Source organism: Saccharicrinis carchari (assembly GCF_900182605.1).
Classification (GTDB): domain Bacteria; phylum Bacteroidota; class Bacteroidia; order Bacteroidales; family Marinilabiliaceae; genus Saccharicrinis; species Saccharicrinis carchari.
In genome coordinates this window covers 18,305-44,250 of the sequence record NZ_FXTB01000002.1, presented here as the reverse complement: position 1 = coordinate 44,250, position 25,946 = coordinate 18,305, and the positions used below count along the sequence as shown (strand labels likewise).

At 42.1% G+C, this 25,946-nt stretch carries 17 protein-coding genes; all 17 read right to left on the bottom strand.

What is annotated here, in order from left to right; all coding sequences use genetic code 11:
- Window positions 1-41: 41 nt before the first annotated feature.
- Entirely contained in the window at window positions 42-1,637 is a 1,596-nt protein-coding gene (locus FN809_RS04770; RefSeq protein WP_142532357.1) for an O-antigen translocase, read from the bottom strand.
- Window positions 1,638-1,685: 48 nt separating this feature from the next.
- A complete protein-coding gene (locus tag FN809_RS04765; RefSeq protein WP_142532356.1) occupies window positions 1,686-2,831 on the bottom strand; it encodes a DegT/DnrJ/EryC1/StrS family aminotransferase in 1,146 nt (381 codons plus the stop codon).
- A 113-nt stretch (window positions 2,832-2,944) separates the two neighbouring features.
- Window positions 2,945-3,238: an LbetaH domain-containing protein gene (locus FN809_RS04760; RefSeq protein ID WP_142532355.1), complete on the bottom strand. Its 294-nt coding sequence runs from the start codon at window positions 3,236-3,238 to the stop codon at window positions 2,945-2,947.
- Window positions 3,239-3,390: 152 nt separating this feature from the next.
- Window positions 3,391-4,305: a DegT/DnrJ/EryC1/StrS family aminotransferase gene (locus FN809_RS04755; RefSeq protein ID WP_142532354.1), complete on the bottom strand. Its 915-nt coding sequence runs from the start codon at window positions 4,303-4,305 to the stop codon at window positions 3,391-3,393.
- A 16-nt stretch (window positions 4,306-4,321) separates the two neighbouring features.
- Window positions 4,322-5,254, bottom strand: coding sequence for a hypothetical protein (locus FN809_RS04750; protein ID WP_142532353.1), 933 nt, complete (start codon window positions 5,252-5,254; stop codon window positions 4,322-4,324).
- Between the two features lie 2 nt (window positions 5,255-5,256).
- Window positions 5,257-5,679: a sugar 3,4-ketoisomerase gene (locus tag FN809_RS04745; RefSeq protein WP_142532352.1), complete on the bottom strand. Its 423-nt coding sequence runs from the start codon at window positions 5,677-5,679 to the stop codon at window positions 5,257-5,259.
- Window positions 5,673-6,071: a sugar 3,4-ketoisomerase gene (locus FN809_RS04740; protein WP_142532351.1), complete on the bottom strand. Its 399-nt coding sequence runs from the start codon at window positions 6,069-6,071 to the stop codon at window positions 5,673-5,675. Before FN809_RS04740 ends, FN809_RS04745 begins: the two co-directional genes overlap by 7 nt.
- 35 nt (window positions 6,072-6,106) lie before the next feature.
- Complete coding sequence (locus FN809_RS04735; RefSeq protein ID WP_142532350.1) at window positions 6,107-8,452, bottom strand: GumC family protein; 2,346 nt, start codon at window positions 8,450-8,452, stop codon at window positions 6,107-6,109.
- 68 nt (window positions 8,453-8,520) lie between these two features.
- Complete coding sequence (locus FN809_RS04730) at window positions 8,521-9,309, bottom strand: polysaccharide biosynthesis/export family protein (protein ID WP_142532349.1); 789 nt, start codon at window positions 9,307-9,309, stop codon at window positions 8,521-8,523.
- A gap of 253 nt (window positions 9,310-9,562) precedes the next feature.
- Window positions 9,563-11,713: a PKD domain-containing protein gene (locus FN809_RS04725; protein ID WP_142532348.1), complete on the bottom strand. Its 2,151-nt coding sequence runs from the start codon at window positions 11,711-11,713 to the stop codon at window positions 9,563-9,565.
- A gap of 33 nt (window positions 11,714-11,746) precedes the next feature.
- The gene (locus tag FN809_RS04720) at window positions 11,747-12,679 is read right to left on the bottom strand and encodes a PorP/SprF family type IX secretion system membrane protein (protein WP_262709413.1); all 933 of its coding nucleotides are present in this window, start codon (window positions 12,677-12,679) and stop codon (window positions 11,747-11,749) included.
- Between the two features lie 17 nt (window positions 12,680-12,696).
- A complete protein-coding gene (locus FN809_RS04715) occupies window positions 12,697-19,722 on the bottom strand; it encodes a T9SS type B sorting domain-containing protein (protein WP_142532346.1) in 7,026 nt (2,341 codons plus the stop codon).
- 417 nt (window positions 19,723-20,139) lie between these two features.
- The gene (locus tag FN809_RS04710) at window positions 20,140-21,252 is read right to left on the bottom strand and encodes a glycosyltransferase family 4 protein (protein WP_185957451.1); all 1,113 of its coding nucleotides are present in this window, start codon (window positions 21,250-21,252) and stop codon (window positions 20,140-20,142) included.
- Window positions 21,253-21,271: 19 nt separating this feature from the next.
- Window positions 21,272-22,306 (bottom strand): polysaccharide deacetylase family protein, encoded by a 1,035-nt coding sequence (locus FN809_RS04705; RefSeq protein WP_142532344.1) that lies wholly within the window; start codon window positions 22,304-22,306, stop codon window positions 21,272-21,274.
- The gene (locus FN809_RS04700; protein WP_142532343.1) at window positions 22,303-23,862 is read right to left on the bottom strand and encodes a lipopolysaccharide biosynthesis protein; all 1,560 of its coding nucleotides are present in this window, start codon (window positions 23,860-23,862) and stop codon (window positions 22,303-22,305) included. Before FN809_RS04700 ends, FN809_RS04705 begins: the two co-directional genes overlap by 4 nt.
- Window positions 23,846-24,841, bottom strand: coding sequence for a polysaccharide deacetylase family protein (locus FN809_RS04695; RefSeq protein ID WP_185957450.1), 996 nt, complete (start codon window positions 24,839-24,841; stop codon window positions 23,846-23,848). Before FN809_RS04695 ends, FN809_RS04700 begins: the two co-directional genes overlap by 17 nt.
- A gap of 309 nt (window positions 24,842-25,150) precedes the next feature.
- Window positions 25,151-25,750: a superoxide dismutase gene (locus tag FN809_RS04690; RefSeq protein WP_221929364.1), complete on the bottom strand. Its 600-nt coding sequence runs from the start codon at window positions 25,748-25,750 to the stop codon at window positions 25,151-25,153.
- Window positions 25,751-25,946 lie beyond the last annotated feature (196 nt).

Sequence of the window (25,946 nt, the reverse complement as noted above, 5' to 3'; positions counted from 1 at the left end):
ATTAGAATAAGAAAAATTACTATCCTGCTACTGACACTATACTAAAGTTTATTAAGCTTGTCGAGCACCAACTGCTTAATATCCATTAACTCGTTTAACTTATAGTAGGAGTACACTATAGCGATAATTAAAACACCCGTGCCAGCTCCATACCTCACTATCTCGTCAGGAATAAAAACCGTTATAAAGGACAGAACCACGATTGAGTAGGTGATTAGGAACCTGCCATAGAATTTTTTTGACAATCTGAATTGGTATTTTTTATTTAATACGGCATACGACAAAACCACCCCAAATAAAAAGGACAGTATAAATGAAATGCCCAGGCCATTAAGTCCATATAAATAATAAAACAACAAGTTTAAGCCCAAAATAAAAGCACCGGAAACTATCTCTAAAATAAGAAATAAACGTCCATCGCCTTTGGCTAAAAACACATATCCCATAGACCACGAAACCGCTTTTAACTGCATGCCCAATACTGTTAAGTTGGCAAACATAACGATGGGTAAAAACGCCGAGGTGTATAGAACCCTGACGGCGAGAGGCATGGTAACAATTAAAAGCGCTAAAAGAGGTGCCATAATCAGCAGAGCGGTTTCGGCCTGCTGACTCACCAATTTACGGACTTTTAAGTTATCGTGCTGAATGGCAGAAAGACGAGGAAAGTAATCGGTTGCCATAGCGGTAAATACGATACCTGTGTATTGCCCTACCACGCCCCATCCGGCATTGTATAGCCCCACTTGCTCCACCCCGCCTGTATTACTGATATAGGCATTAAGGATATAGGTGGATAAAGTGGTAATAAATCCGGCTAAAGTCATGGATATACCCAATTGTGCCATGCCCAGGCCCTTCTTCCAGGTTTCTTTGGGTGTTAATTCTACTTTATCGGTTTTTACCTTGCGCGAAAAATACCAGGTTAAAAACAGTACTGTAACAGCGGTAACGATAAACGAAGGGACGATACCTTTTAAGCCGTAAAAATAGTACAGCGGTATGGAGGTTAGTAAACCCAGCGCAGAACCGATTACACCACTCTTTGCCAGGTCCTGCAATCGGCGCATTCCCTGAAGTATAGCTTTTTGCCCGTCGCTAATGGCCTGTAAAAACAAGGTAACCGATAGCCATACAAAGGCCCAGGTATAATCGCTGTTGCCAAAAGACCATTGGCTGAGTAAGGGCGAAAGTGAAAGGGTAATCACAGCGGCCAACAATCCGGTGAACCAGGTCCACCGTTTAACGGTGAGTATGGTTTTGGCAATACGTGATTTATCTCCTGTACCTTGCGCTTCGGAGATATCGCGCACCGCACTAAAAGCAATCCCCAGTCCGGCTATGGAGATAATCAATTGCAAGGGAGCATTCAACAAACCCAGAATACCTACTCCGGCTGTACCTAACAATACAGCTATAAATTTTACTCTGATAATGCCAATAAGAATATTTATAACCTGTACACCTCCGAATAAGGAAGTGGCTTTAAATATTTGACGATAGGAAGATTGATCTTCTTTATCTGTTTTTTCCTTATTGGTTTTTGCATTATTGGTTTGCTGCTCCCGGGATAAATTTTCCAGGGAGGCTAGCTTTGAAGGCGCAGAATTTTCGGAATTATTCAAGTTTTTTTCCACAGACGGGTTTTAAATCTAACGTGTTAATCTTCCTTTTTTAACAGTGGGCTAAAAGCCATTGATTACATCCACCACTTTTTTCACTTCCTCCATGCTCATCACCTGGCTAATGGGCAAGCTGAGCACATGCCGGTGAATCTTCTCACTAACAGGATAAGAGTGAGCATTCCACTCCCTATATGCCTTCTGTTTATGCGGGGGTATGGGGTAATGGATTAAGGTTTGGATACCATTTTCTGTCATATACTGCTGCAAGCGATCACGTTCGGGATGACGAATTACAAACAAGTGCCATACATGACTCAAAGCATTATGTGAGGAGTGAGGAGTGAACGGTAAGGGCAATATTACATCCCGATGCTTAATATTTTTCATATAATAATGGGCAATCTCCCTCCGGTGTTGGTTGTCTTGATCCAGGCGTTTTAGTTTTACCCGTAAAACGGCAGCTTGTATTTCGTCGAGACGGGAATTCAGCCCCTTGTAATCGTTTATATACTTTTTGGCAGAGCCGTAATTACCCAAGGCGCGCACGGTATTGGCCAACTCCTTATCGTTGGTGGTTACCGCACCTCCATCGCCCAGAGCGCCTAGGTTTTTTCCGGGATAAAAACTATGGCCGGCAGCATGCCCCAACGCACCACTGCGGACAAGTGCTGAACGCTGAGTGCCGAGGGGAGTGTAGGTGATTTGGGCGCCTGCTGCTTGCGCGTTGTCTTCTATTATTTTTAGTTGATACTTTTTTGCCAACTGCTCCAATTCTTCCGACCAGCACAACTGCCCATAGAGATGAACCACCATGATGGCTTTGGTTTTTGGCGTTATGCTTTGCTCTATCAAACTAACATCCAGATTGTAAGTATTTATCTCAGGTTCCACTAATACCGGTTTCAACTTATTATCAGTAATAGCAAGTATAGATGCGATATAGGTGTTGGCCGGAACGAGTATCTCATCTCCCTCGTGCATTATGCCTAGTTGGATATAGGCTTTAAGAATCAGGCGAAGGGCATCTAAACCATTGGCAGTTCCTATGCAATTGAATGTGCCGATATAATGGGCATATTCCTGTTCAAAGTGTTGGGTTTCTTCGCCCAATAAAAACCAACCACTATCGATTACCCTTTTTACCGCGTTGCTTAGGTCGGGCTGGTAGCTTGCGGTTATTTTTTGAATGTCTAAAAATTTAGTCACTGTATCCTTTGTTAATTAGATTTAATCCTCCGTTTAATCCTCAAATAGTTAAGAGAATGGATTGGCATAAAGTGTAAAAACTTCACACAAAAAAATGGGTGAAAAAAATAACTTTATTCTTCCTCACCCAATATGATGTTAATTTCACCTTCGGTAAAAGTTCGGATTAACTTGGCGGGTTTACCTCCTATAATCGAGTAGGAGCGGAATGATGTGTAAACAAAGCTATTGTGGGCAACAACGCAATAATTACCCCACAATACATTAGGCATTGTAACGGTACCCGTTCCTATCGAAGAATGTGTGCTCATTTCAAGTACTTGTTTTTTTATAGGGAATACCCTTAATTGTCGATCGGATTCATTAGGATTGGAGGACAGCATGATATTTACATTTTGTGTAGCCATTATTTAGGACGGGTCAAAAGCTACTGCAACGCTTGTTACAAGAATAGTAGCCGATTGCATACTACAAACTATTCAAGCTGCAGAATGGATGAAGCGATTATAACACACCAATTTACCGCTGGCTAAAGTATTATGAGCAAACTTCATCGCAATTACTTATTTAAAAAATTATCCATCACAGCTACAAAATAATCAAGGTCATCCTGCACTAAGGCCTGATGCACAGGTATAAAAAAAGCTTCTTCGCCGTAAAAAACACTACATTGAACACCATGCGCGTAAAAGTGGTTTTTTAGCCCGGCCAGGTCTATTTGATGTCCTTCTGTTTTAAACATAAACACGCCCGGCATCGTGCCTTTATCCACCTGGAAACGAGGTTCGAACCCCAGCTTTAAAAACTCCTTTTCCAGATAGTTATAATTGCGCAACCTTTTTTTAATTATATCCTCTTTGCTATCAATATACGCCGACAGCACATTTTTTATGTGACGCAACAGTTGTTGATCTATTTCGGAATTTTTGTTTTTATCACTTAGTTTATCGGCTACCAATAGTCCACCTACCTGCAAGGGAAATGTTTTAGGGAAACTATAGATTACAAAATCGCCTACGGTTCCGGGAGGGACACCTATACCCTCCGAAAAAAAAGCATTGGCACAATCTTCGATAATGGGCAAACCGAGGTCTCTTAATTTATCGGGGTAGGGATAGGGGAAGCCAAACTCGTGGTTTATGAAAATGGCTTTTGTTTGCGGAAGCATTTCGCGCGACCATTGACAAAACTTTTCAATTTCGGCAGTAACACAGCCACTAATATAAAAGTTATTGGAAGTGGTTAAAATAGTAACCACATCATTTTTTTTCAGATTCAAGCTTTGTAAAGCCAAATAGATAGCTCTTCGCCCGTTTTCGGTATAAGCATATGCGCGTCCGCTAAACCGCTGGTTGAAATAATCATCTATTTTATTGCTTTGTGGAAGATGATGATTAATTGATAAGTCCTTTGTTTTAAACGGACCTATGCGGTAACATGGCAAGCTGTAGGGGTCGGGATTTAGAACAAACATAGCATGATTTAAATGTTTATAAACTGTTGATTAAAGCAAACCTATACCGTAGGGACGAAACCGCTTCGTGTGTTTCCTTAAATCTAAGTAAGCCTGAATTTGGGATTCCATCTTCGGTAGAAATTCCAAGATCGACATATCTGTAGTTATGCTGTTTATAAAACTGCCAAAGATTGAGCAACAAAAAATCCATTGCCCTCAACGGTCTTCCTTTTTCATTATCGCCCCAAAAAACTGCATAAACCACCTGGTGTTTCCATCTGTAAAATATTGCCGAAGCCAACATTTCACCATCCGGATTGCTAACTTTAAAAAAATCGACCGGCCATAAGTTTTCTATTTGTTGTAAGTCGTCCAAGGACATGTAGATAGGTCGATTAAATTTGGCTCTGTTTTGGCATATAAGACGATAGGCCTCTTCCCTATCCAATTGACTTTGCACCTGCTCAAAAACAAGCTTGTTCCTTTGCGCTTGTCGATAATATTCCCTACTGTTTTTCTGTTTGTATTTATCTTGCACTTCTTGCAGGTCTATCCAACTGGTTATTTCGGGTGTTTTACTAATAAAACCGGCTCTATTTAATGCGCTAACACATTTGGCATTGAAGGTTTGATGGTAAATATCGGGCGGTAAGGTAAGGTTACAATCCTTGTAATTTTGACTAAGTAGATACTCTTTAAACGATAGCATAAAAGTGTCTATCTTATGAGAATACATATTTTCCTTTTTAAAATGGAATCCACCAAAAGGTGCCGAAAAAGGTGATAGTAGCTTACCTTTATGAATACCGGCCAGCAATCCGATTTCGGGCTTTTCCGTATCCTCAACCAGGCGTATAATTTTTTCCGCTTTCGCTTTATTTAATTCAACAAATGCCTTGGTGTTAAATGGATGTGGGTCATCGTAAAAGTATTGCCCAAAAATTTTCTCATCCACTTCTATCAGCATAATTAGTGTTTTTTATAGTTTAGGAATTCATCGTAACTACGAATATAATCGTCCTCGCTGTACTTTTCGGATGCGAGCACAAAGCAGATAGCCCCTGACGAAAAGTTAACTATCTCGCGCCATATCCCGGGTATTACCATCAGGCCAAAGTTAGGACGGTTCAGCTGTATGATTTTTTTTTGCTTGCCATCGTCAATAATCACGTCGAAGCTGCCACTGGCGGCCACAATCAACTGATACAATCCTTTGTGTGCATGCCCGCCACGCTCCGATCCGCCGGGTACATCATAGAGATAATACACCCTTTTGACATCAAAAGGTAAATCTTTATTGTTTTGAACGATGGTAATATTACCCGCAGGGTTATGTATTTTACTCAATTCTACCACATTGCAATTGTGGATGTCAGAAACATAGCTTAGCATTGCGTTAGTTTTTTAAACTCGTTAAAGTCCCTCACATAATCGTTGGCATCATAATCGGTTGAAGAGATAATGACAGCCAATGAATTGGTTGAAAAATTTTCGATTTTACGCCACATCATATTAGGGATAAAGACTCCATGATAGGATCTGTTGAGCGAGTATTTATAATCCTGACGGCCATCATTCAGCACCAGGTCAAAACTGCCAGAGAGCGCTATCATAAGCTCCTGCGTTTTTCTAAAGGCATGACCGCCCCGTATTTCGCCACCCGGAACGTCATAAATCCAATACACGCGCTTTATTTTAAAAGGAAGTTGTGTATCCTCTTCTACGAAGGATAAATTTCCTCTAATATCTAAATATTTTGGCAATTCAATTAAGGCAGGTTTCATAAATTCTGTTTAGCGTGGAAGTGATAAAATGCTAATTATATTGCTTTTTTTGATTTTTTAGTTTCTTTGATATACCCATATTTTTTCCCGTAGCCATATCGTTTGGGTTTCATATCTGCATCGTTTATCAGCACGCTCACGTGATCGTTACCTGACAGACACTCTTCTAAAGCCTGCTTCATCATATCTTTCTGCGTTTTGTTCATACGTACTACCATTAGCACAGAATCAACATGTGCTGTTAAATGATGGGTGTCGGATATTAAACCTATGGGGGCCGAATCCACGATAATATAATCAAAACGGGCTTTCAACTCCCCGAATAATTTCGCTGTTGCTACAGATGCCGTGAGTTCGGACGGATTGGGGGGTATGGGGCCGGACGAGATAACGGAAAGATTGGCATGAAATGTTTCCTGAATTATATCATCCACTTTATTTTCGCCTATCAGATAAGTGGACACTCCATACTCTTTAGTGAGATCAAAAGCCCTGGCAAACTTAGGGTTACGTAAATCGAAGCCCACCAAAACAGTTTTCTTTCCTAATAAACTGTACACGGCTGCCAGATTTATCGCCGTCAGTGTTTTACCGTCTCCCGGCATGGGTGAGGTAACCAGCACAACCGGATTTTTCTTTTCATCAGTAACAAATTGCAAACGCGAACGCACCAGTCGGTACGACTCTGCTATAACCGAATCGGGGCTTTCAAATATATCCGTAAAAGTATTTCCTTTGATATGCGGAATATTGCCCACCACAGGCAAATCGCCCAGTCTGGCGATGTCCTCATTTCTGAATCGATTGTTGAGGGCAAAAACCAAATAAAAATAAAGCATAGGCACTGCACCACCCAAAAACAGGGCGATAAAATATATCATGGTAGCATTAGGTGCCACCATCTGGCTGTACATCACACTTGCCGGATCTATAACCTCATTATCGGGTCGGTTTGAAGCTTTTTGCATTTGCAGCTCCGACATTTTTTGCAATAAAAAAGTATATATATCGTCGTTCAACTTAAATTTTCGCTCGATACCCAGCATTTGACGTTCTGTTACCGGTAGTGCCGACGCCTGGGAGTTGATACGAGAGAGACGTTCGTTATTTTCTCTGGTAGCCAGGTTGTTGGCACGGCGCAATCCATTCAAGGTCTCCATCAACTCTTCCTTTTTACTTCGCATCCTTTGGTTTAGCAGGTTTTGTAAGGGATTTTTTTCTCCTGCCCCTGCTCCTCCCAACTGTTCTTTAAGGTTAGCCAGCTCCGTAACCAGGCTTGTGAGCGCCGGATCCTCAATGCCCATGCTGATGGGCACCATAGGCAACTCTCCGGTTTTGTCCTTTTCGAGATAATCAGCCAGATAATCGTAATAATTGGCTTCGAGACTAAGCCGCGCTTTTTCGTTTTCGAGTGTGGTTACCTGCGAAATGATGGCTTGTCCCTGCACCGAAAGATCCATGACTCTGTGTGCCGACCTAAACTGTGTAAGCCTGTTTTCGGTAATAACCAACGAATCCCTAATCTCAACCAATTGGTTTTCGATGAACTCGATTCTCCGGTTGGCCTCCATATTTTTCTTTTCGAGCGACAAATCCTGAAAAACGGCGGTCAACTCATTTAAAAAGTCAACATCCTGCTCTCTGTTTACCCCGTTCATACTAATTTCGAGGATGGAGCCGGATCTGGTTAACATGTCAACGTTAATTCTGCTGTTAAAATATTTTACCAAACGTTCGGGGCTATGCACCACAAAGTTTAAATCAATATCCTGGTGCTCTTTAAACCAATCCTTGTTGTTACATATTATGATAATGTCGCCATCGGGAAATCTGATGGTTTCGCCAAACTTGGCTCTGATATCAAGTCCTTGTGCTTCGGAATATAATTTAAAATCATCGTTGGCGATGTAATGCACACCCAATTCCACATTATGCGGTAAAGGATTTTTACCACTATACTTAATTTCTATCGGTATATCCGGATATAAAGGAATCTGATTGCGAACGGTTTTATAGTAATATTCTATCTCAAAACCCAAACCACGCACTGCCCGCTCAGTGAGTTCCCGGGAAGTAATGATTTTTATTTGATTTTCCAGGTTTCTCATTCCACCGGGCAATCCCAATCCTTTTAACAACTCATCATTATCGTTACCGGTATTGCTTTCCTCTTCGTATATCAGAACTGAAGTATATACCCTGTAAACCGGCATGGTATGCATTATATAATATCTGGCTCCTATTATGGCCAATACAATGGACACTGCAAAAAAATACCAGTTTTTGCTTAATATCTTAAGAATGGCTCCCGGATCGACACCGACATCCATAAATCCTGACTTAGCTTTTTTAAACTCCAATGCTTTATTGTTGTTCTTCATTGTATGCTCTTACTATTACTTCGGATTGTGTTAAAAAAAATCTGGCCAGCTCATCCAAGCTTGTTTTTTTAGTTACTTGTATTAAGTAACGCAAAAACAACGAGGCCGGCATTTGCTACCGAAATCAAAATAGCAAAAACCGAAGAGTTTACCTGGAATGACTTGCCTTTGAGGGGTGGCGCATAAATAATGTCGTTGGGCATAACATAGTAAAATTCCGAATTCAAAATACTTCTGTCGCCCAGCGAAAACTCCTTAACAACCGGCCCGTAAGGAGTTGGACGAATCAGTTGAATTTTTGTACGATTGCCATAGCTGCTGAGGTCGCCGGCCATGGCCAGGGCTTCAAAAATATTTACCCTCACCTTGGTAAGCTGGTACTTGCCTGGAGTCATCACCTCGCCTATTACACTAACATGATTGTTGACCAGCCTAACGGTGATGGATGCATCTTTTACGTAACTACTAAACGTAGATTCCAGTTTAGTTTTAATTTGTTCAAGGGTCTCTCCCATTACTCTAACCTTACCAATAAAAGGTATTTCGATATTACCCTCTATATCCACCAGATACCCTTGCAGGATGGCACTTTCCTCGGTGAGGGAGCCCTCAGATGCGGTGTTAAACATCGATGACCATTTGGGGTCAAGGGAGGATACGTTAATGAACAGGTTATCGTAAGGCATAATTTTATATTCGGATGGTTTCACCATCTTTCTTCCATCAAAAGAGCTTGGATCTACCTTACTTAATGCACCCGAATATTTAAGGTAGGTCATTTTTTTGCGTGATACACAGGAACTTAAACCTAAGAACAGCACCATGGCAATGTAAAATAATATCTGTTTTGTCTTCATAAGCTTATAAGAGTAGTAGCTGCTAATTACTCAAGTAATTACAACTTGTTTTAGTTTTGCTAAACTAACATTTTTTAAGATTTTGCACAAGGTAAAGCAATCCTTCATTATCATCGCTATCCAATTACCCTTTTAACCATTTATTTGAAGATCAACACCATATGCATCACATACCTATTTCCGAACACATCTTCCCGGTACTTTATACCTTCACCTGTTTCTTATACAGGACACAGATGAACCGTCATGCATATTATTTAAAAATTTTAAATTCTAACCTACGGTTCATTCTTCTGCCCTTCTCTAATAAATTGGATCGAATCGGGAATGCTTCGCCCTTTCCAACCGGAATAATTCTATCGTTGCTAATGCCACTACTAACCAGGTAGTCTGTAATTTTACGAGCTCGTATTTTGGATAAGTTTAAACTTTGAGAAGCACTAGCCATGTTATCTGTATGCACGCGGACTTCCATGATTATTTCCGGATATTTGTTTAGCAAGTTCACAATATTATTGAGCATTAGTATACCGTTTGTTATTAAAGTATTTCTGCTGTTAAAAAACTCGTCCGACTGCACCCCATATTTCTGATTTATTCTAAACAACTCCTTTTCGGCTGGGTGGGTAAGCGAATTGTATGTTACCCTTGCTGTTTCAAATCCACTCGACACAATATGCTTATAAGCCGGATATAATGACTGCAGTTGCGCTTGCTCATCGATAAAATAGATAAATGTACTGTCCGCAGAATTAAAGCGTTCCTGTATTTGATATTTGGAGGGAACCCTTTCAAAAACAGAACTTTCAAAAGGCACTTTTTCATTCGAACGCAGTAGCTGTAACCTAAATACACTTTCCTTTGTCGCATTTTTATCGGCTTGGTAAATCGTTTTTATTTTAAAATTACCCTTTTCTTCAGAAACCACATCTTCGTTTAAGGCAGTAGCTACTGTTTCGATATACTGTTGTTTTTCCTTTTCGCTGGCAAACACCTGTATATCTTTCGATACGGCCCGTTTGCTTTTTTTCCCCGTTTCCTTCGACTGCAATGCTACAGCAAGCTTTACAGTATGCTCACCTGCCCTTTTATACTGATAGGCAATGTGGGCACCTTGTTTAAATGTTGTATCATCTATCTGCCAATAAAACTTTAATATCTCGTGATTTGGGAACTCAGTTTTTAATCCATCCATATAGATACTATCGCCCAGCAATACGTAATCCTCAGCGCTGATAAAAGGCTGCTCAACATTCCTAACTTCTACTTCCAGTGTACTTACATGAAAAAATATTTCTTTTGAGGCTCTGTCTACAACATTAATATTTACCAAATACCTACCGGATTCTGGGAAACAATATTTCACACTTTTCCCATACCTTGTATTCCCGTCAGCAAAACTCCATTGATATTGAAACAACAATGTATCTACTTTGATCGCACTCTTATTTGTAAAAGGCACACAGTAATTGTTTTCTTTTTGCGGCTGTGCAAACCATACCTGGTGCTGCATAGTTTTAAAGCCATAAATATCGATACTACGCTCCCTTTGCGACGAAAAATATCCACTGTCCAGTAGTGCATCAGTAACAATTCCGAAATCGTCGTGTGCTGAGTTGATAGGTGAATTGAGCCGAACTGGTTGATGCCAGCCATCGCCCTTTCGTTTGGTCACAAAAATATCCTTTCCGCCCAAGCCGGGATGCCCATTGGACGAAAAGAACAACTCGCCCACCTCATTTAAAAAGGGATAAGCCTCATTTTTATCGGTATTTATTTTTGGCCCAAGGTTTACCGGCTCACCCCAATAGCCATTCTGCCATTCACAATAGTATAAATCGGCACCGCCAAATCCATCAGGCTTGTCGGAAGAGAAATACAAACGCTTTCCATCGGGTGCCATATATGGGGTGGTTATATTAAACCAATCGTTATTGTGCCTAAAGGGCTTTATGTTGGTCCACTCCTTGCCATTTTTAACAGCCCAAAAAAGCCCCAATTTATTGCGGTAAAACGGATTTTTCTTTTGATTCCGAATAATAAACATATTTCTGGAAAAATAACTCAAATCGCCCGTGGCATTAAACGTAATGGGGCCATCATTAAATTTGGTACTTAGGTCTTTCGAGAACAACTTGGCTCTTTTCCAATTGCCTTTGGCATCTTTTTCCACAAAAAACATCCCTACAGGTCCTTTCTCTTGTCCGCCTGAATAATCCACAAAAGCAGAGCCCCCTCTGTTTGAAACAAACACCAGTCCTCCTTCATAAAAAACCGGCGAAAAGTCATCGAACCTAGCAGAACTAAAAGCAGCTTTATTTACCTCATACATATTCGATTGGCTTTTTATCATCGAGGTACAGACAGAAAGTAGCACTGTAAAAATTATAGTTTTAATTTTCATATTGATTACGTGATAGCTATGGCTCTTGGTTTCTTAAAAAATCAAAGAATTAGGAGCATACACTTTATACTTAAAAATATACTTGAGCATAATCTGATGCGAGCCGCTCTTGTACGTGTTTAACTGACTGGTTTCAAAATTAAAACTATACGTAATACTTATCTGTTTGTTTGGTTTTACCTGGAATAAGGTTGAAAAGGCACGCTCGTTTTGATAGGAACCGCCCAAACAGAGAAAATCGTTGTAACATAACAATGTGTTTGCATCATATAACATTTTTTTTGATGTGCCGGACGATGTGTACTGAAACAATAGAGAAGGAACAATATTAAACCTGTCGCCTGCCCAAACTGTAAAACCTGTATTCAGCAAATAGCGAAACTTACTAAAATCGTTTTGGTAAACGTATTTCTTTTGGTCGATATCAAAACTGTGATTTAGGAGCCGGGGTATGGAAAAACCAACAAAAAACTGCTTACGCGAGTAATGCATACCAAAACTAAAGTTAGTCAAAGCATAGGTTTTTGAGTCCTGCAAATACATTTCATCGCCGGGATCCAAGGCAATCAAGTCGCTATAAGTAGAATTGGTCAATTTTATATTGGCTCCTAAGCCAAACGACAGCACACTCTTAGGAGAAATAATTCTATACGCATAATTGGTCGAGATTTTATTCTCATGGCTCACTCCATATTGTTCGTTAACCAGCATCAGGCCGAGACCTAATTTCTGACGCATAAAAGGAGCGTCGGCACTGAAGGTCATATTTTTAGGTGACCCCTGGATGCCAGTCCATTGCTGTGCGTAGAACAATGAAAAATTTAAAGCCTCCTGGCCCCCTGCATAAGCCGGATTGATAGACATAGGGTTGAACACATACTCTGCGAATGCCAAATTACTTTGTGCAGCATTTTCTGCACAAAAGATTGACAAAACAACGAATACGAGTATTAATTTCCTAAGCATATGTACCATCCAATCTGCTATCTCCTTATTACAATGTAACCGCTAAGTGCTTTTTTATTGGCCGGTTTTATCGAAAAATAATAGGTATCCTCGGGCAAGGGACTACCATTCTGATCTACACCGTTCCAGCTATTATCGTAATCTTTATTGCTATAAACCTGTAACCCCCTACGATCAAAAACAATAAATTCTGTTTTACCAAAAGTTTCAATACCTCTTATTTCAAACCGCTCGTTTATGCCGTCTTCGTTGGGTGTTATCAAGGTAGGTAACACAAGGTCGGTTACGGTGATTAACAAAAAGTCGTTAGCATCGGGGCATATTCCGTTACTCACAATCCACTCAAAAACATTCTCTCCTACCGATAAATTCGAGATAAGGTTTACCATACTCGTACTGTCGCTAAAAACAGCGGTCCCTCCTGAACGCACCCACCTACCCCATTCGTAAGGCCTAATTTCTGTTCCTGTAGTTTGATAGTCGAAAATATAAGTTAAGGTGGTGTCTTCCCCCGCATAAGCAATAGGCAGAGGTAATGGTTGCACTAATAATTCGTCGGTATTTATACAGCCATATGCATCAGTGAGCACTACCTGGTAAGTTGTTTCTTCCACAGGGCTGGCTATAGGATTGTATATACTCGCATCGTCGAGCGTGGATGCCGGTGACCAAAGGAACCTACCTTCGCCAATGGCCTGCAGTTGCACCTCATCTCCCAAACATATAGCGGTGTCGCGCCCCGCACTTAAAGCCGGAACCTCACGGAATATTACCTCTACCACATCACTGGATTGACATACCTCATTGACCTCTTCCCATTGAAATTGATAAGTACCGTACTCACTAACCACAACCTCTGCGTTAGGGTCGTTGTTGCTTGGGCTAAACAGGCCATTCCCGGGTCCCTCAGAAATACGCCAGCTACCCGCCCCATTACCGGGTATCGCATCCAGGGTATGCTCCAGATCGCAAACCAAAGTATCCTGACCCGCATTGCCGCTCGGAAGCTGAACGAAGCTGACCGTAATTGAAGCCTGGTCGGCGCATGTTCCGTTTACTTCTGTCCACATAAATTCATAAGTACCGAATGCATCCACGGTAACCTCCGTTTTGGGTACATCAGCATTTTCAGGCTCAAAAGTAGCATTGCCCGGCCCATTGGTCAGCGTCCACTTTCCTGTTGCTCCATCAATGCTATGTTGGGCGCTGAAGATATACGTAAGCCCGCAATTATTGTCCCCTGTACCGGGATTGGCTATCGGAATTTCATCAATTTGAACCGTTGCACTGCCTGTTTGTAAATTGCTGCACGGATTGCTCTTACTGTCTTGTACATTTAACAACGCATAGGTATATACTCCCGCTTCATTTGTGGGCACTCCCACACTTACCGTGTTGCCCCGTTGCGTAGTTATCGCCTGTTCGTCACCGTTATTAATGCTATAGGTAAAGGTATATGGGGCAACTCCGTTGGAACCCACAAAGGTTACGCGCGGCATTGCGCTACCCCTACATACAGCTGTGGTTCCAGAGATGGAAGCCAAGGGCAGTTCACTAACACTTATGGTTGCACTACCGCTTGCCACATTCTCGCACATTGTATTGCTTTGATCCTGAACACCAACAAGATCATACACAAAAACGCCTACCGCATCGGTTGGTGCATTCACCGATACGCTACTTCCTCCGTTGGTGGATACCATATTCAGGTCGCCATCGTTAATGGTATAGCTAAAGGTATAAGGTGGCGTTCCCCCGGAACCTGAAAACATCACCTCGACAGGCACATCGTTTAAACAGACGGTGCTTGTGCCCGAAATTTCCGCCTTGGGCAATGCGTTTACCGTAACAGTGGCACTGCCGTTCTGCACCTGTTGGCAGGTGCTTGTACTGCCGTCGGAAACACTAAGCAACTCATAAGTATATACTCCGGGCGTATTGGTGGCAACAGGTAACGTAGCTGTTTTACCCGATGCTGATGTAACGCTGAGTGTTGAACCACCGTTAATGTTGTAATAGAACGTGTAGGGTGCTGTACCATCATTACCACTAAATAAGATGCTGGGTGCACTGCTCCCTTCGCATACCTGCGTAGAGCCACTGATGTTTGCCGTTGGCAATGAATTAACAACCACGGTTGCACTGCCACTCTGAGCCTGGCCACATCGGGATGGGCCGCTATCGCGCACGGTTAACAATGAATAAGTGTAAGTACCGGTGTCATCGGTTGCTACAGGTATGGCAACGGAATTGCCGATAGAAGTTGTTACCGTTAAAGGTGACCCACTATTTATGGTGTAGGTAAAAGTATAAGGGGCAATACCCATTGAGCCGGTAAAAACTACTTCCGGAGCTGCTTCAAATTGGCAGACCGTTGTTGTTCCGCTGATAGAAGCCCTCGGTAGGGGATTAACAATTAGCTTACCCTTAGCTTGGGCATCGTCACATAAACCTGTAGCTATCGCTGTGTATTCAAAAGTCCCTGATACGCTTGGTGTGCCGCTTATGGTAAGCATGGCGTTGCTATAATTTGCTACAACACCAGTGGGAAGCCCCGTTACCGTTGCCCCGTTACCACTGGCACCAATGGTGTACGTAATATCGTCGATAGCGCTATTTACGCAGATCGTTTGTTCGTTGTTTGCTGATGTCAAGGCGATGCTTGCATCAGGGCGTACGTTTATGGCTCCCGATGTTGTTGAATTCCCGCAGCTTCCTGTTGCCGTTATGCGATAGTTAAAAGTTCCCGAAACGATAGGTGTGCCGCTAATGGTAAAAACACCACTATCAAAGCTTGCGTTTACTCCATTGGGCAGTCCAGTAACGGTAGCATTGTTACCACTACCCCCTATGTTAAATTTGATAGGTGCTATCGGATTGTTGATACAAACCGATTGATTTTTGTTGGCCGAAGTTAAAGTAATGATTGCATTGGGCGATACTGTTATTGTGCCGCTTGATGTAGCTTCTTTACAAATACCCGTGGCGACAACAACATAATTAAAAATACCCGATTGACTTGGTGTACCACTTAAGGTAATTTTTTTTCCCTCCAGAACACCTCTCACCCCGTTTGGTAACCCGCTAACAGAAAATCCAGTGGCGGTTTGCCCAATCTCAAATTCAATATTACTTATTGGATTGTTAATGCAAACTGCACGTTCAGCAGAATTGGAGGTCAACCTTATGGAAGCATCGGTAGTAACATATATGGTACCCTTTGCTTCAGATGGATTGCATCCGCCCGAGGCAGTCACCGTATAATTAAATGTTCCGGATTGAGTTGGACTACCACTTATCGTCAAAACTCCGTCGGTAACAACGTAGGTAACACCTCCGGGTAATCCGGTAACGGAACCGCCTGTACCACTTCCTCCCAACGAATAAGTAATATTGGGGAGCTCATTATTGACACATAAAGTTGCGTTGGCATCGCCCGAAGTTAATTCAATTGAGGCATCAGAACTAACGGTTATTGATCCCGTTGCCGTTTCCAAAGCACATGAGCCGCCGCTGGCTCTGACCGTATAGTTGTAAGTTCCAAAGGTTGTAGGCCTACCAGCTATGGTAAACATACCCCCGCTATAACTTCCGGTAACACCAGCCGGTAATCCGCTTACAGTGGCTCCCGTTCCACTGCCGGAAATGGCGTACCTGATAGTAGATATAACGGTATTGCGACAGACTGTTTGTGTGTTATTTGATGTAGTTAAATTTACGGTGGCATCCGGGCGTACTGTAATAGTACCATTTGCCGTACTGTTGGCACAGTCCCCGGTAGCAGTTACTGTAAAATCATATCTACCGGCTACGGCGCTTGGTGTGCCGCTGATGGAAAAAGCGGTACCGCTAAAAGTTCCCGTAACCCCGGCAGGCAAGCCACTTACCGTAGCCCCCGTGCCAGTGCCGCCAATGATGTATATGATGTTAGCAATGGCCGTGTTACGACATACGGTTTGGGTATTATTAGATGATGTTAGTGTAATAGTAGCATCGGGACGGATCGTGATCCTGCCCGTGGCCGTTGGCTTGGCACATGGGCCGTCCGTGGTTACCGTATAGTCATAATTCCCGGCTGTAGCCGTCGGTGTTCCGCTGATGGTGAAGGTAGTGCCGCTGAATGTGCCTGTTACCCCTTCGGGTAGTCTGCTTACTGTGGCACCCGTGCCGCTACCACCCACCGTGTAAACGATGTTGACGATGGCCGTGTTACGACATACGGTTTGCGTGTTGTCGCCCGAAGTCAAGGTTATCGTGGCGTCAGGACGTATCGTAATCCTGCCCGTGGCCGTTGGCTTGGCACATGGGCCGTCCGTGGTTACCGTATAGTCATAATTCCCGGCGGCCGCAGTCGGTGCTCCACTGATGGTGAAGGTAGTGCCGCTGAATGTGCCTGTTACCCCTTCGGGTAGTCCGCTTACGGTGGCACCCGTGCCACTACCACCCACCGTGTAAACAATATTGCCGATGGCCGCGTTACGACATACGGTTTGGGTATTATTAGATGATGTTAGTGTAATAGTAGCATCGGGACGGATCGTGATCCTGCCCGTGGCCGTTGGCTTGGCACATGGGCCGTCCGTGGTTACCGTATAGTCATAATTCCCGGCTGCCGCAGTCGGTGCTCCACTAATGGTAAAGGTAGTACCGCTGAATGTGCCTGTTACCCCTTCGGGTAGTCCGGTTACGGTGGCACCCGTGCCGCTGCCGCCAACCGTGTAAACAATATTACCGATGGCCGCATTACGGCAGACCGTTTGCGTGTTGTTCCCCGAAGTCAAGGTAATCGTGGCGTCAGGACGAATCGTGATCCTGCCCGTGGCCGTTGGCTTGGTACATAGTCCAACTGTGGTAACCGTATAAACATAATTCCCGGCGGCCGCAGTCGGTGCTCCACTAATGGTAAAGGTAGTACCGCTGAATGTGCCTGTTACCCCTTCGGGTAGTCCGGTTACGGTGGCACCCGTGCCGCTGCCGCCAACCGTGTAAACAATGTTGCCGATAGCTGCGTTACGGCAGACCGTTTGCGTGTTGTTCCCCGAAGTCAGCGCAATGGTGGGATTAAGGTTAACCCCAATTGTTCCAGTAGCCGTTGGCCCTTTACATGGTCCCGTGGTAGTAACACTATAATTAAACTCGCCACCAACCGAGGGGGTGCCGCTAATCGTTAATACACTACCGCTCAATGATCCGGTAACTCCTGCCGGGAGACCCGTAACCGATGCACCAGTAGCACTACCACCAATTGTGTACGCAATATTCGAGATGGCAGTATTTACGCAAACGGTTTGTGCATCGCTACCCGATGTCAAATCTATGGTAGCCGCCGGCCCCATTGTAATGGTTCCTGTGGCTGTAGCGTTAGCGCAAGTTCCAGTGGCAGTTACAGTGTAATTAAATGTTCCGACTGAAACACTGGGTGTGCCGCTAATCGTAAAAACACCAGCATTAAAAACACCCGTCACCCCGGCAGGAAGTCCGGTAACGGAAGCTCCCGTACCACTACCACCCACTGTGTAGTTGATGTTGTCGATGGACGCATTGGCACAAATAGTTTGTGTGTTGTTGCCGGAAGTTAAGGTAAGGATAGCATTGGGGCGAACCCTAATTGATCCGGTAGCAGAAGGACCTGAACATGCGCCCGATGTAGTTACCTGGTAATTAAAAATCCCCGTTGAAGAGGGAGCGCCACTAATGGTGAAGTTAGTACCGTTTAATGTGCCAGTCACACCCGCCGGAAGACCTGTAACAGATGCACCAGCGGCACTACCGCCAATGGTATACGTAATATCCGTGATAGCGGTATTTACGCAAACGGTTTGTGCAGTGTTGCCGGAGTTCAACAAAATAGTCGCCTCCAGACCTACTCCTATTGTTCCCGTTAACGAAGTATTGGCACAAGGCCCGGTGGTGCTTACCGTATAATTGTAATTCGCCGGAATTGCAGTTGGGGTTCCGCTAATGGTAAAGATGTTGCCACTAAAACTACCCGTTACCCCTGCGGGTAGTCCACTAACGGTGGCACCTGTACCGCTGCCGCCTATGCTATAGGTGATAGGGTTGATAGCTGTATTTCGGCAAACTGTTTGGGTGTTATTGCCCGAGGTCAAGGCTATCGTGGCATCTGAACGTATCGTGATCCTGCCCGAGGCCGTTGGATTGGCACATGGCCCAAGCGTGCGAACCGTATAGTCATAATTCCCGGGGGCCGCAGTCGGTGTCCCGCTAACGGTGAAAGTAGTACCGCTGAATGTGCCCGTTACCCCAGCTGGTAGTCCGGTTACAGTGGCACCCGTACCGCTGCCACCCACCGTGTAAACAATATTGTCGATGGCTGTGTTACGGCAGACCGCTTGCGTGTTGTCGCCCGAAGTCAGGGCTATCGTGGCATCCGGACGTATCGTGATCCTGCCCGTAGCCGTTGGGTTAGTGCATGGCCCAAGCGTGGTAACCGTATAGTCATAATTCCCGGGGGCCGCAGTCGGTGTTCCGCTAACGGTGAAAGTAGTACCACTGAATGTGCCCGTTACCCCAGCTGGTAGTCCGGTTACAGTGGCACCTGTACCGCTACCGCCTATGCTATAGGTGATAGGGGCGACAGCCGCATTACGGCAGACTGTTTGGGTGTTGTTGGCCGAAGTCAATAATATCGTTGCAGTACTTGGTACCCGGGTAATATAATTGACTTTAGACTCTCGTGCTAGTTCTTCACCAGGAATAGCAACCGTGGTAATTACAAGAGTCACCGTGCTGGAACCTGAACCGGTATAGCTTACTGTATGTGGTCCGGGACCTGTACGAACGGATGGCTCATCCGCACCCGCTCCAAAGTCCCAGGTATATAGTACCAGCCCTGTAATACCCGTAGAAGCATCCGTAAAAGTTACGGTACTTCCTGCACATACGGTGGTTCTATTTGCTGTAAAATCAGCTGTTTGTGCGAGCAATGAATTAGAAAACAATAGCAACACCAGGCTCACAAGAAATGTTGTCAGTTTATTTTCTGTTATACTTGCGATTAAGAAGGCATGGGTAGAAATCATAAAAATAGCAATTGCAGAATGCGAGCAGAGGTGTAATCAAAACATCGGGGAGAAATGGTAGGCTTTGTAATTTTCCTGGTAGACCAAAATAACATAGCAGGGCTTCATTTTCGGCACGACTTCGTCCGGTCAGTCACACAATCCATGCATCTGACAAGCTTAAAAAGGAATTGAATTTTATTGTATAAGCACAAGCGCAGGAAGTAAGCAACCGGATATTGAAGATTGCTCTATCAATCCATATTCAAATCTAAACAAAACCTAAACAAAACTAACTAAAAATAAAATGTTCTTTTATTGTATTTGATTAATGGCACTGTTTTTTAGCCATGCGGTTAGTTTTTTACCCATAAATCGCTATTTGCACCTTTATATCTTAATATTTTATGTGCGGACGACATTACGCAATGAATCGATCTACCGAATCAATTGTTCATATATTTGCCTGTATTTTGGCGCTATTTTGGTCCATGTGTAGTTATTTGCCAACTTATCGAAAGCTTTATTTGGCATTATTGCACCATCCGAATTATGCAGTAAAAATTCTTTTATTTTGGCAGATAGATCCAATTCATCATCTGATTTAAAAAAAACCACCTCATCCGTATTAAACACGGCGGTATTAGCCGCAATATCGCTACAAATAATGGGTATTTTAACCATGGCCGCTTCAAATAGCATAATCGACATGGCCTCAGTAAGAGATGGGAACACAAAAAGCCTGCATTCCTTCACTAAGGAAAGCAATTTAACCTTTTCTTTAATCATCCCAACAAACTCCACATTTAAACCATTTGCCAATGCCATAATTTGTTTTTTATAAGCTGGCAGCTGATCCAAATTACCCACCACAATTAATTGTCCCTTAAAATCAATGTTTTTAAGTGCACGCAACAAGATATGTAAACCTTTTACAGGAATAATGCGCCCTGCAGCAAATACAATTGCATCTTTTGTATTGCCCTCTACGGTATCCAATACCGGAAGTAAGTCTAAATCAATACCATTGGGGATATATAGGATGTCCTTTTTATACAAAGAGTTATATTTTTGCTGCAAAGGCATAGCCACAACCGCAAATACATTAGAAAAACGGATAGCTATATTTTCGTTAACTCTAAAAAATAATTTCACCCACCACCCCCATTTCGTATTTTCTTGCGGCCGGGCATGGGAAGTAAGTACCACCTTATACTTCAATCGCAAAAACGGCAAAATAAAGGCGCCATCGGTATGGTGCAAATGTATCAGATCATATTTTGCGCTAAACAACACATGCAGGCACGATTTAATGTAGTAGATAAGGATGTTTAATTTTTTTATCGGAAAAGATTTAAAAACAATCTGTTCTACATCACCCATCTCGAATCTGGACTCGGCATGCGAAGCAACTGATAATACGGTAAATTTAAACGAACTGTACATACCGGCAATCAGGTTTTGCCCTACCGTAGCAGCGCCCCCAAAAGCGGGTAGTCCCTTAAGCCCGATAACGGCAATTGATTTTTTACCTGCTGCCTTTTCTATCATATTGTTAAAACTAATTGATCTATACCTTATATCCTCTAAAACCATTGTCGAACAACGAATACAAACCCGAAACTTGCATCTTTAGAACACTTAACGAGGTAAGGGCATTTATGGTGATTCGAGGCAACTGTGTCGTTTCCTGATATTTATTAATATTACCCAGAATTGTTGTTACTGCAGTATCAAAACCAAGTTGGCTAACCAGCATGACGTCTCTTGCCGACACTTCCTTTCTGCTACCGAACGGATAAGCAAAATGACGAACTTTTTTTTGCAATCTGAGTTCCAATTCATCCCGGGACTTTAATATTTCGGCATAGGCCTGTTCTTCAGAAAGACTTTTTAAGGCCCTATGCGATACGGTATGCGCTCCAATTGTAACAAGCGGATCATTTGACAGGCTTATAATTTCTTCCCAGGTTAAACTATAGCCTTTTAGCTGAGCCTTCCAGTCCACCCCCTTTTTTGTCAATATTTCGCGAAACTTATCAAGTGGTAAACTACCATTGTTAATAGCATCCCTTATTTTATAAAATACGGCCTCCTTTTTTTTGATTGAATCCACGGATACTTCTAAGGTGAACTTTTCGGTTTTTATGGAGATATTATCCTGCTGCAACAAAAAATCCTCTAACAAATACCACCAAATAAAGGCATCTCCGTTAGGGAAAGAATTTTGTACAAAAATAGTAAAGGGGCAACCGAACTCTTTAAATATCGGATAGGCAAAAAGCAAATTATCTTTATATCCATCGTCGAAACTAAAGACTACAAATTTCTTATTGCTCTGACGATACTTTTCGATTTGATCTAAAGAAATAACATCATAATTGTGTTTAATAAAAAAGCTTATGATCTCACGCAATTTTTCGGGGGTGATTTCAAGGCTCAAATGATTGTGTATTCTTTTTCTTTGATCCTTGGGAACAACTCTGTGAAACATGAGTATGTGCCCGCGCGCACCGGTAAACAACCAAACTAGCTTGTTTATACCTAAGGCAACCAAAAATGGCGAAAGACGAAAGGCCAAAAGTTTTAAATAATACTTAATCATTTGGACAACACTTTGCACTTGTTGAAAAATGGTTCAATTTTCTCATATACTTTACGAAGCTTGCTTGACGAAGTTACAAGCCCTTCAAGCCTTCCCGCCTCTTCCTTGTTGAGCGGATGAATATTTATAAGTACCAAGGCGTATAAAATGCCAAACGCCACACTACCGAGCAACCAACCGCCCAATGTTTGCAAATAAGTGTAAAAAGGCAGACACAAAGCGCCCATCAACAAAAATAAAGCACCATATCGAGATATTATCGCAAGCGGATATTTAATGGGCACGTACCTACGCAACATGATAAGCATAAACACATTTTTAAAGAACTCTCCTAAAACAGTGGCCATAGCCACACCCACTATTCCATATAGTTTCATAAAATAAATACCAGCCACAATACTAAATACAACAATTACTCTGGAATACAGATTTATCTCCACCCGCTCTTTTAGTTGAATTACCAGGTTGAGGGGATAAAAATATCCGTTGATTAATATGCCCACCAACGAAACACAAGTAACCCAATAGGCTGGCAAATATTTCTCTTCGAATACGTGAATGATAACCCCTTTGCCAAATAGGAGGAAATACAAAACCGGAAACATAAACAAAGGCAATAAAACCTTAACCGCAAACATATAAAAGTCATTTATTTCCTTATGGCTGCCGGAGTACGAAAAACGTTTAAAAAATATAGGTTTTAGCACAGATTCGAATTCTCTAAAAGGCAAAATCTTATAAAATATTTCAAAAACTTTTAAGGCAAAAGCATATAATCCCACATAAAACGGCGACGACATGGCTGCTATAATATAGTGATCGCTGGTTTTGCCAATAATGCCATAACCTAACTCTGAGAAAAAAGATAAAAGATAAAACCGCGACACCCTACCTTTTATTGTTAAAACATTGGTATGGTTATCGGGATTATTGGCTTTGCTAAGCTGCTGATAAATACCCGTTAAAACAAAAGCCACAAAAACCAGGGAAGCGATCGCTTCGATGTAAAGCAGCATATTTACCGTTATCTTATCCAGCATTATTAAATAAGCAGAAGCCCGAAACAGCACCACCAAAACATTGGCTTTAGCACTTAACGGATGTTTCAGGAATGAAGAGATAATGGTTTCGGAAAGCACCTTAAGCGCATAGCACAGTACAAAAACAAAAAATGCTTTTATATGCGTATCAAAACTATCTATATTAAAAAATGCCGAAAAACTGTCCTGAAACACCCATAAAAAAAACGAGAAAAGCAGCACCATCGCCGAGGCCAGAGATAAAGCGTACAGCAACAGCTTTCGCACCACATTAAAGTGGCCTCCCTGAGTGAGTTCGGGCACATATCTGAGCAATACATTTTTAAGCGGACTGGTTATAAAAAGCTGATAAACAACAAACAAACCAAATATAAAGGTGTATGTTCCGTAAACCTCTACCGGTAATTTACGAATTACCAATACGGTAGCAAACAAACCCAATATCTGCGTAATAATTTTACCCGCATACACCCAAAGTGTATTGTCAATTAATTGTTTTTTATGCTCTACGGACATTTAGTGTAGTTATATATCTATGTTTAACTTCACCTGATCTAATATACACCTTACGCCCTAGGTAGCTATGAACAACATATTTTAGATACTCGAGTTTTAAAGCCACACGTATGGGCACACCGGATGACTCTACTCCGATACGTTGAACATGGCTTTGGATAATATCATGTCCCATACCTATCACTCCAAAAGTAAGTTCGGTTTTAGGTTTTATCTCCTCAAATAACTGCATCGACACTTTATGGTCGCGCGAGGGAAATGCAAAAATAGAATACCGCAATCCAAAACGATTTTTGACCCAGTCAACACTATGCATTGTTTGATTTATCTGTTCCTGCAGCGTAATGTCATCGTATTTGGGGTGATCCATACTGTGCCCCCCAAACCAAAAACCTTCACTTATCATTTGCTCAATTTGCTGGCTTGTCAAATACACCTGATGCTCGTTCAAATATTGCTCTATATTAACATTAAACAAACTGGCCAACTCATCTAAGATATTCGAATTATTGTACCCCACCGCACTCAGTGCATCATGAAAGTTATCTGCATTGATTCCGTACTTTTTAAACAATGATATCCACAATCCTCTTTCACGATCCACCTCATCGGGCAAAACTGTGCACGCAATAAGATTTTTCTTCCTTTGATAATGAAGATCTTTATTATCAACAAAAAAGGGGTTTATAAAAAATGCAGCAGGAATATTATGTTTCAAAAGAATAGGTCTAATCTTACGGTAGTTCACGGCCAAGCCATCGTCAAATGTAAGAAATACAGAGTGAGGAGGTAATTTTTTACCGTTTAATTTGTGCTCAGTAATATCGGACAAACTAACAAAGTGATACTCATTTTTTAAAAATAGTATATCCTGCTCCAGCTCTTTCTCCGTACGATATATGTTTTTATTAATCAACGGATCGGAGTCCACACCCATAATACTATGGTAATTAAGCACCAACAAGTCTCTGTTGGCCATTGACCTAATCTTTTTAAAAGATACCGGTATAGGAAGTGCAGATAATGTTTTTTTGATGTGCTTCTTTATTTCTTTGTTCATTAATATGTCCCTCTAAGTTTTTGCACAAAGCTAAACATTCGTGCCGCATTAGCCTACTGATAATCCATATGTAAACATAGAGAATAGCATCATACATCAAAATTATAATTTGTAAGCTCTGTATTTTTCGGTAGCTAAGCGCAAATACCATTGTTTATTAAACAGTACAAAAAAAATGGGGTGCCTGTTAAAACAGACACCCCACATTACCCAGACAAAATAAACAAACTAACCTAATCGTTTTGCAACCTCATCCCAATTAATAACGTTATAAAAAGCACTAATATAGTCGGGACGTAGATTCTGGTATTTTAAATAGTAGGCATGTTCCCAAACATCCAAACCTAAAATTGGTGTTCCTTTTACTTCGGCAACATCCATTAAGGGGTTATCCTGGTTTGGTGTTGAACTAACAACCAAACTACCATCTTGTTTTTTAACTAACCATGCCCAACCTGATCCGAATCGGGTGGCGGCAGCTTTTGAGAATTGTTCTTTAAATGCGTCAAAAGAACCGAAATTCTTTTCAATGGCTTGCAATAATTTACCACTGGGTAACCCTCCTCCATTGGGCGACATCACTTTCCAAAACAAATCGTGGTTATAAAAACCACCTCCATTGTTTCGCACCGCAGCCGAATGATTGGAAACTCCTGATAAAATATCTTCTATTGATTTTCCGGCCAGTGCCGTGCCCTCGATGGCCGCATTTAAATTATTAGTATATCCCGCATGATGCTTTGTATGGTGAATCTCCATTGTGCGGGCATCAATATTTGGCTCAAGTGCGTTGTACGCATAATTTAATTCGGGCAGTTTAAATGACATAATTTTTGCTTGATTAAATGTTATACAATATTTTACAATGAAAAAGCCTATAGGCGACTTTATCATCTTTATTTCTTTATCATTGAAATCATCATTATAACGCTGCCACACAAAAATTGTTTAAAGAATTTTTAAATTATTAACTTCGCCTCTCAAAACATAGTTCACATAGCCTATTCGGAACCTATCGTATAAT

Bases quoted from the DNA above. Each gene is read 5' to 3' on its own strand.
- FN809_RS04760 (WP_142532355.1), bottom strand. From the start codon at position 3,238: ATGGCTACACAAAATGTAAATATCATGCTGTCCTCCAATCCTAATGAA.
- FN809_RS04755 (WP_142532354.1), bottom strand. From the start codon at position 4,305: ATGTTTGTTCTAAATCCCGACCCCTACAGCTTGCCATGTTACCGCATA.
- FN809_RS04750 (WP_142532353.1), bottom strand. From the start codon at position 5,254: ATGCTGATAGAAGTGGATGAGAAAATTTTTGGGCAATACTTTTACGAT.
- FN809_RS04745 (WP_142532352.1), bottom strand. From the start codon at position 5,679: ATGCTAAGCTATGTTTCTGACATCCACAATTGCAATGTGGTAGAATTG.
- FN809_RS04740 (WP_142532351.1), bottom strand. From the start codon at position 6,071: ATGAAACCTGCCTTAATTGAATTGCCAAAATATTTAGATATTAGAGGA.
- FN809_RS04735 (WP_142532350.1), bottom strand. From the start codon at position 8,452: ATGAAGAACAACAATAAAGCATTGGAGTTTAAAAAAGCTAAGTCAGGA.
- FN809_RS04730 (WP_142532349.1), bottom strand. From the start codon at position 9,309: ATGAAGACAAAACAGATATTATTTTACATTGCCATGGTGCTGTTCTTA.
- FN809_RS04725 (WP_142532348.1), bottom strand. From the start codon at position 11,713: ATGAAAATTAAAACTATAATTTTTACAGTGCTACTTTCTGTCTGTACC.
- FN809_RS04720 (WP_262709413.1), bottom strand. From the start codon at position 12,679: ATGCTTAGGAAATTAATACTCGTATTCGTTGTTTTGTCAATCTTTTGT.
- FN809_RS04715 (WP_142532346.1), bottom strand. From the start codon at position 19,722: ATGATTTCTACCCATGCCTTCTTAATCGCAAGTATAACAGAAAATAAA.
- FN809_RS04710 (WP_185957451.1), bottom strand. From the start codon at position 21,252: ATGATAGAAAAGGCAGCAGGTAAAAAATCAATTGCCGTTATCGGGCTT.
- FN809_RS04705 (WP_142532344.1), bottom strand. From the start codon at position 22,306: ATGATTAAGTATTATTTAAAACTTTTGGCCTTTCGTCTTTCGCCATTT.
- FN809_RS04700 (WP_142532343.1), bottom strand. From the start codon at position 23,862: ATGTCCGTAGAGCATAAAAAACAATTAATTGACAATACACTTTGGGTG.
- FN809_RS04695 (WP_185957450.1), bottom strand. From the start codon at position 24,841: ATGGCCAACAGAGACTTGTTGGTGCTTAATTACCATAGTATTATGGGT.
- FN809_RS04690 (WP_221929364.1), bottom strand. From the start codon at position 25,750: ATGTCATTTAAACTGCCCGAATTAAATTATGCGTACAACGCACTTGAG.